This window comes from bacterium (assembly GCA_040755755.1).
Taxonomy (GTDB): Bacteria; SZUA-182; SZUA-182; order DTGQ01; family DTGQ01; genus DTGQ01.
The window spans coordinates 37,780-45,076 of the sequence record JBFLZW010000017.1 but is presented as its reverse complement, the minus strand read 5'-3'; the positions used below and the strand labels follow the sequence as shown (position 1 = coordinate 45,076).

8 protein-coding genes are annotated in these 7,297 nt (G+C 50.2%); 7 read left to right on the top strand and 1 reads right to left on the bottom strand.

Translation table 11 applies throughout. The features are described 5' to 3' along the window. From AB1611_05855 to AB1611_05825, 7 genes are all read left to right on the top strand, one after another. Nucleotides 1–592, top strand: a 592-nt coding sequence (locus tag AB1611_05855; GenBank protein ID MEW6379113.1) for a hypothetical protein, incomplete at its 5' end; no start/stop codon positions are given. A gap of 465 nt (nucleotides 593–1,057) precedes the next feature. Continuing rightward, complete coding sequence (locus AB1611_05850; GenBank protein ID MEW6379112.1) at nucleotides 1,058–1,516, top strand: Hsp20/alpha crystallin family protein; 459 nt, start codon at nucleotides 1,058–1,060, stop codon at nucleotides 1,514–1,516. A gap of 112 nt (nucleotides 1,517–1,628) precedes the next feature. Continuing rightward, the gene (locus AB1611_05845) at nucleotides 1,629–2,060 is read left to right on the top strand and encodes an Hsp20/alpha crystallin family protein (GenBank protein ID MEW6379111.1); all 432 of its coding nucleotides are present in this window, start codon (nucleotides 1,629–1,631) and stop codon (nucleotides 2,058–2,060) included. Nucleotides 2,061–2,464: 404 nt separating this feature from the next. Continuing rightward, nucleotides 2,465–3,214 (top strand): hypothetical protein, encoded by a 750-nt coding sequence (locus AB1611_05840; GenBank protein MEW6379110.1) that lies wholly within the window; start codon nucleotides 2,465–2,467, stop codon nucleotides 3,212–3,214. 11 nt (nucleotides 3,215–3,225) lie between these two features. Further along, nucleotides 3,226–4,521 (top strand): radical SAM protein, encoded by a 1,296-nt coding sequence (locus AB1611_05835; GenBank protein ID MEW6379109.1) that lies wholly within the window; start codon nucleotides 3,226–3,228, stop codon nucleotides 4,519–4,521. 64 nt (nucleotides 4,522–4,585) lie between these two features. Beyond that, nucleotides 4,586–5,083 carry a nitroreductase family protein gene (locus tag AB1611_05830; GenBank protein ID MEW6379108.1) on the top strand — a complete coding sequence of 166 codons (498 nt, stop codon included), beginning with the start codon at nucleotides 4,586–4,588 and terminating at the stop codon, nucleotides 5,081–5,083. Nucleotides 5,084–5,524: 441 nt separating this feature from the next. Continuing rightward, nucleotides 5,525–5,884 (top strand): response regulator, encoded by a 360-nt coding sequence (locus tag AB1611_05825; protein MEW6379107.1) that lies wholly within the window; start codon nucleotides 5,525–5,527, stop codon nucleotides 5,882–5,884. Nucleotides 5,885–5,910: 26 nt separating this feature from the next. On the opposite strand, the gene AB1611_05820 is transcribed toward AB1611_05825, so the two are convergent. Next, nucleotides 5,911–7,143, bottom strand: coding sequence for a heparan-alpha-glucosaminide N-acetyltransferase domain-containing protein (locus AB1611_05820; GenBank protein MEW6379106.1), 1,233 nt, complete (start codon nucleotides 7,141–7,143; stop codon nucleotides 5,911–5,913). Nucleotides 7,144–7,297 lie beyond the last annotated feature (154 nt).

Here is a 7,297-nt window from a genome sequence, read left to right as displayed (position 1 = left end):
CAAGAGCATTGACCGCAGCACCTTCACCTGTGAGGATGTTGTCAACAGCCCGATCGATGTCACCCTGACCGTGAGCGATGGCATCCAGTCTGCCACCTGCATAGCCAGGGTGACGGTGGTGGATGATGTGAGTCCGGTTGTGACCATCAAACCATTGGCAAAAGAGTATTACACTACGGACGTTGTGGCTCTTGAATATACAGTGACTGATATTAATAACTGTGACCCTGGTCCGGCAGTTGTAGTAACGCTTTCCAATAACGGCAATGCGCCGGTCGACATTTCCGGACTATCGCCAATCTCACTCAACATGGCGGAGTTGGCCGGGAAGAATGTGATAACGGTAACAGCCATGGATAAAAGCGGTAATGCGGGATCGGCTTCAGTACATTTTTTGGTGACCAGCGTACCCAGCACACCGGCTCCAAAACCCCGCATTCCAGTTAAAACGCCCGGCACTCCAATTGAGACTCCAGGCACTCCAGTTAAAGTGCCCAGCGCTCCGGTTCAACAACCCAGCATTCAGATACAGATGCCCAGCACTCCAGCTCAGAAGTCTCTCAATGCAGGTCGGTTGCCTAAAGTGAAGTAGATTTTCGAGACCCGGCTACCTTTGGCAGAGTGTCTATCCTCTGACAGAGGCTGCCATAAGCTCATGTGAATCTGTATGAGCCCATTGATACCTCGCTCTTTCAGGAGGTATCAATGGGCTTTATTTTTGCTTTCTGCTCCCCTGGCAACAGCCGTCAATGAGTAATAACTGGCGTCCGTCAGGGCGATAGCCGTCGCGTGCGACCCGGCAAGCGACGGTTTCCGCGACGGCGCAAAGTTTCAAAAATCATCGTGACACCATTCAACTTCAAGTACTGATCAGATAACTATATGATTTTCCTATTAATATTTTTATATACCGGTCTGGCACACCGTATGCAATTCAAGAAAAATGTCAGGTAAATTAAACCTGCTTATTACCAGGGGAGCCCCACAGAGTATCCTGTCAGAGTACCCTGTGGGTAGTAATTATTTAATTCTATAGTACCAAAAGGAGGTTGATACTATGGCTTACTGGGATCCTTTTCGTGAGATAGAAGCTTTACGGAAGGAAATGGAACGTGTCTTCAACGCCGCTTCGGGCAGGACATTTCCATTTTCACGGGTATCCTTTTTACCTGGGCACGCGGCACGCCAATATCCCCTGATCAATATCAGTGAGGATAAAGATAACTATTACGTTGAAGCCCTGGCTCCAGGAATTGATCCCAACAATCTCAACCTCTCGATGGCCCATAATACCCTATCCATATCGGGAGAGAAACTGAGGGCCGGAGCTGAGGTCAAAGCAGATGCCTATCATCGTAATGAGCGGGCTATCGGCAGTTTTGTCCGCACCGTTGAGCTTCCTGGAGAGATTGATGAAGCCAAGGTCAAGGCTGACTACAAAAATGGCCTGCTCCTGGTGACAATGCCCAAGCATGAAAAGGCTAAGCCAAAGCAGATTGCCATAAATATAGGGTAAAAGGGATGGATAAGCCAGCGGGAGGTGAGGAATTTCCGCTCTTGCTTGAATATTGGACAAATCTTGAATAGTGAATAAATAATGATGTAACGGAATGAAAATATTAGATTAGATGGAGGAGAAAACAATGGCTGAGAAAACCATTCCCACGACTGCTCCCACAACTGCTCATGGAGCAGAAAAAGCAGGGGTCACCCGTGAGGAAACACGGCAGGAGGAACGATACCTTGTTCCACCGGTGGACATTTACGAGACCACTGAAGGATTGACGGTCGTTGCAGACTTGCCTGGTGTCGGCAAGGATGATGTGAGTATTCGCATTGATGACAGCATCCTGACCATCGAGGGCAAGACCAGGCATAGTGCGCCGGGCAATCCGGTATATACTGAGTATTCGCTCCTCAGCTATTTTCGTCAGTTCCAGTTGGGTGAGGCAGTTAACCAGGAAAAAATTTCCGCTGACCTGAAAAACGGCACCCTGATTGTCTATCTGCCTAAAGCTGAGAAGGCAAAACCAAAACAGATTAAAGTCAATGTGGCCTGATGAACAATCAGCCAGATGAGTAAATCCGCAAGAGACATTGAGGACGGCGGCAAGGCCCTGAAAAACACCATCGGGGCTTTGCTGCCTATGCTTCCCTGCACTCCTTTCTTTACAAACTCTCACTACCGGACACATTTTTAAAATAGATAGAGAACGCCTTAGCCGTCACTCATGATATACTCTAAGAACCTATCCGAAAAGTCCTGGGAGAGATCGAGCCATTATTGGAGTCATCCCCACTTTTCGGAAATGTGTCCGGCAGTGAGTAAAATACTTGATTTTATCTATTTTATTGTGATATTTTTTGCTATTCTTAACTTACAACCCGAAAGGAGAAAAAGATGCTGAGTTCAAAGTCTCATATTTTACCCAGATTACTGATACCAGCAGGTATTTTGCTTATCATGTCCCTGACATGTATCACCCCGAAGTCCGCTGATGCGCTCTATTTTCCCCCACCCTGCCCTGCTGCCTCTTACCCCTGCGTCCCCTGGCTTTCCGGGGCGGTATTTCCGGCTGCCCCATGCTGGTTTGATCCTTTCTGGGGAGCGGGAAGCTGGCCGGTCCCTTCCCTGTCAGCCTATCCCCTGCCTTTCTCCTTCCTCCCCTTTTTATCCGCCATTCCTCAATCGCTGATTCTGCCTGGAATATTGGAAATGGGATTACTGGCCGATATTACCAGGCTCTTTCCGCCCCCGAAGCAGGCTGCGGTAGTAACCGCCACCGGCCTGCCCAAAGCATCCCTTCCGGGGACCATTGCCAGCACCATGACTGTTGTACCCACTGCCACTGCTGTGCCCACAACCCTGTCGCCGGTAACCGCAACCCTGCCCACGGTGGCTACAACCCTGGTTGCTCCGGTCGTGCCGATTGTCCCCGCACCAGTTATCCCGCTCCCTGTCGTCCCGGCCGTTACTCCGGCGGGTTTGAGCATTACCACTCTGCTTCCCGCTCCGGTTCCGGCTGCACCGATCAGCGTGGCACCCGTACTGCCAGCCGCTCCTGTTCTCACGCCGGTCCCCATCCCGGTTTCTCTTCCGACTCCGACTGCTCTGACTACTCCGTCCATTGTAAGTGCACCGCTTACCCCCCTGCCGGTCATTCCCGCAGCCACAGCCTCGATAATTTCCCTGATCAGCGGCCTGCTTATTTAAGAGTATCAGATATGATCACCGGATGGCTGGAGGCATTGGCCCGCAGGGAAAGTTATCGCTTTTATCATCGCCTGGCACCTCCCGATCTGAGGCTGATTAAAAATGAGCTGACCAAAAGGCATGGTGAGGATAAAAAGATTGCCCTCTATATTCACATCCCTTTTTGCCGCACCCTGTGCCCGTATTGCTCTTTTGTCCGCTACCCGTATGAAGAATCAGCAGCTTGGGCCTATATGAAAACCCTGCGAAAGGAACTGGACCTTTACCTTGGTCTTATCCGGAATACCGGCGTCCATATCCAGAGCGCGTATTTCGGTGGCGGAACGCCTACTCTGCTGACCTATCCGTCACTCCTTGACCTGATCAATGAGCTTCGCGTTCATCTGAAAGTGAAGGAAATCTCCGTGGAAACAAATCCCAATGACCTTGATCCGCAAAAAATAAAGGATCTTGCGGAAAGTGGCGTGAGCCGGTTGTCGATCGGGGTCCAGAGCTTCAGCGACGAAATCCTGCACAATCTGGGAAGATCGGCCCACCATGACAGCGAATCAGCCAAAAGAGCCGTTATTCTGACCCAGGGGAAGTTTGAAACCGTGAATGTGGATATGATCTGGGATTTGCCCAATCAGGATCAGGCTCACCTTGAAAAGGACATCCAGACTATTTTCGAACTGGACGTGGATCAGGTAACCTTTTACCCTATTGTTCCCTCTCCGAATAAGAAAACCCTGATGGAGCGGCAGTTTCACCAGATCAATCAGGGGTTGTGGCAAAAAAACCACCGGCACCGGCAGGCGTATGAGTTTATCAGGGAGGCTCTCGGAAAGCGGTACGTCCCCTCGACGGTCTGGTGTTTTTCAAAGCCCGGAATCCTGGCCATCGATGAATATGCCATTGACTATGAGGAATATATCGGCCTCGGATGCGGTTCGATCAGCATAATCAACGGCTATTATACTATCAATACCTTCCCGCTTGACAAATACCATCAATTTCTGGCCAGAGGAGAGCTGCCGATCGTCCGAAGCCGAAAGCTGTCCGGCTGGGAATTATCGAATTACCGCCTGCTGACCGGACTTTTCGGCGTACGGATCAACAAGCAGCGGATATTTCGCCATTTTCCCGGACACAGGGAAAAAGAGCTGCGATGGAGGCTGGCCCTGTTCAAAAAACTGGGCTGCCTGGCTGAAAGCAGTAATCTTTTCTACCTGACCCCAAAAGGCATGTACCAGGTTGACCTTCTGATGCGGCAGATCTTTGCCGGTATGAATTCTTTGCGGGAGGTTTGTCTGGAAGGCGGCATATGAATTTTTGCGCTCCAATGCCTGCAAACAAGGCAGCATTTACCCATTATCAGGAAAGGAAAAAGCGATGAATGATTTTCTGGAAATGATAAAAACCAGGCACAGCCAGAGGAGCTTTATCGATCAACCCCTCTCCCGTGAGCACCTTCTGCAGATTGTCGATTGTGCAAGATCAGCGGCCACGGCCAGAAATGTACAACCCTGGGAATTTATCGTCATCACTGACCGCCAGATCAGACAGCGGATTGCCGACACAGCGCCCAACGGTGCGTTTATCGCTCAGGCTGCTGCCTGTCTTGCGGTATTTTGCCAGGATACCAGATACTATCTCGAAGATGGCTGTGCAGCCACGGAAAACGCGCTCCTTGCCGCCACAGCTCTGGGAATCGCCTCCTGCTGGGTTGCCGGAGATAAAAAGCCCTACGCTGAGGATATCCGGAATCTTTTATCCGTTCCGAGCGGATACAAGCTGGTCTCTCTGATCGCCCTGGGCTTTGCGGCTGAAAAAACCGATCACCCGCCGAAACGATCCCTCGATGATGTCGTGCATTGGGAAAAATTTTAGGCATCCCTAAGACCACCTGGCAGATAATCCTGTGTATACTATAAACGGCTTAGAACTGAACTTTTCCAGGGGAGCCAGGAGTCAGGAGTCAGAATTCAGAAGAAGGTATGGGCCATCTTAAATAAGGAGTTCTTTTACCTTCTTCTGGCTCCTGGCTCCTGACTTCTGACTCCTGAGCAAAAAGTTCAATATTCACCCATTCACAGTATAATCAGGTGCCTATTTTTCGGACAAATTTTTATGTGTTGCCAACCAATTGAACAGCGGGGATGGACCATTTCCTCCCCGCGCAGCCAACCTGGACCAGTAAACTTTCCCTCGGAAAGGGATACCTCCTGGCACATCATTTGCTTCTCACGAGAATCCAGGGAATAACTCAATATCCTGGTGGAGCTGTACGGCGCAAACTCATACGAATCATCAGGCAAAAGGGGGGTCCAGATGGCGAGCAAGCGAATTCTTATTGTTGATGATGAGCAGAATATCTCTTTCGTCTTACAGAACGTCCTTGAGGATGCAGGCTACGACATCGCTACCGCAGATAATGGAATCGCCGCCCTGGAGTCAATCAGGCACCAGAAACCGGATATGATCATTACCGATATTAACATGCCCTATATGGATGGTCTGCAATTGCTGGGAATCGTAAAAGATATGCACCCGGAAATCAAAAACATTGTCATGACCGGCTCCTCTAATCAGAGCTACTATCAAAAGGCCAAGGAATACGGAGTAATCTATTATATTACCAAACCGCTTGACTTTGAAAACCTGAGAATCAAGATCGATGCTGTATTTTAGAGAGATGGATTTTATCTTTTTCCCTTTTAAAAAAGCCTCCACACCGAGGTTGGCGAAGTTTTCTGTTTAAAGTTACCATACCACCTGCACACGGGGTAAAGCATCAGGAGTCCGGCCAGGCACCAGGGGTAGACCATGGGCAAACTCGCATCTCCAGGGATGAAAAAGCCCATGAGCCCATAGAGATAGAGATGCACGATATAAAAGAAAAGCGCCGTTCTCCCGAAGGTGAGGAGCCAAGCTCCCCATTTCGCAAGGCCGTCACCAATTTGAGCCAGCAGGAAGAGCAGGATCAGGTTCAGACCGAGAGTCAGCAGGATAAACACCAGGCTTGGAGGATACTTGGTCACATTCAGGAAAGCCATCCAGTTGGATGTATCCGCAGGATGAAAATCCCCGCCCCTGTTCAAACACCGTACAATGACAAAAAGGATTATAAAAACCAGACCAAAAATCAATGCCCTGCCGTAAGCACGTTTCCTGTCCCGTAACAGCTCCCTGCCAAAGATTATTCCCGGAATGACTATTCCAAGCCAGGGAATAAGGGGATAATACACCTGCAACTTACGTGTCTGTCCCGGGATCAGAAGGAGCCGGATCAGCGGTGAATAGAGCACAGCCACTTTTTCAGGCGGGGGAATGAGAACCTGAGTGGCCAGGATAGCTGAAAAGCTGAGTGCTGTCAGGGCTGCCGGACCAAATTTCAGAAGGGGTGCACCTGCAATCATAGTGGCCCCAAGCCCATAGAGTACTCCGGCATGATAGAGCCAGAACTCTTCACCACCCCCCCCGGGCAGTCTGGTCACCAGGTTAGGGCTCACGATCAACCATGCAGGATTGACCACCAGCGCCTGGATCACGATCAGCAGAAGCCCCCGCACGGCAAAGTAGCGGACAATCTTTCTCTCTGGCCATCCCATGTGGCGGCGTGATTCCGCGAACAGGACCATGCTGGTACCCATGAGAAAGAAAAAACCGGGTGCAGCCAGGTGGGTGAGCCATCTGGTCAGAAAGGCCAGAGCATTCGAATACTGTGGCAGCGGGGAGCCCCAAAACTCCTCTGGATGAACTCTGGCCAGATAGTAGCTGGTGTGATCCAGAGCCATTAAAATTATTATCACTCCCCTGAGCGCATCCAGGGGAAGAAGCCTCTCCCTTTTTTGAGGAGGAGCGACAATCCCGGAATCCCTGCCTCCGGATGCAGGCTCAATGGTTTCTGCCTGCCTGCTCTGGCCATGATATTTTTCCGATCGATGCACGGTATACCTCCACTTGATATACCAATCGGTTTTTACCAAAGCAGGGATATGACTGGAGAGGCTTAACATAGTAGTAGTCTCTGCATAACTTCAGGCTATAGTGATTTCCTCTTCTCCAGACCGATTAGTAAGGGAATAAGCTTTGATGCCTTGG

Bases quoted from the DNA above. Each gene is read 5' to 3' on its own strand.
- AB1611_05850 (MEW6379112.1), top strand. From the start codon at position 1,058: ATGGCTTACTGGGATCCTTTTCGTGAGATAGAAGCTTTACGGAAGGAA.
- AB1611_05845 (MEW6379111.1), top strand. From the start codon at position 1,629: ATGGAGGAGAAAACAATGGCTGAGAAAACCATTCCCACGACTGCTCCC.
- AB1611_05840 (MEW6379110.1), top strand. From the start codon at position 2,465: ATGTCCCTGACATGTATCACCCCGAAGTCCGCTGATGCGCTCTATTTT.
- AB1611_05835 (MEW6379109.1), top strand. From the start codon at position 3,226: ATGATCACCGGATGGCTGGAGGCATTGGCCCGCAGGGAAAGTTATCGC.
- AB1611_05830 (MEW6379108.1), top strand. From the start codon at position 4,586: ATGAATGATTTTCTGGAAATGATAAAAACCAGGCACAGCCAGAGGAGC.
- AB1611_05825 (MEW6379107.1), top strand. From the start codon at position 5,525: ATGGCGAGCAAGCGAATTCTTATTGTTGATGATGAGCAGAATATCTCT.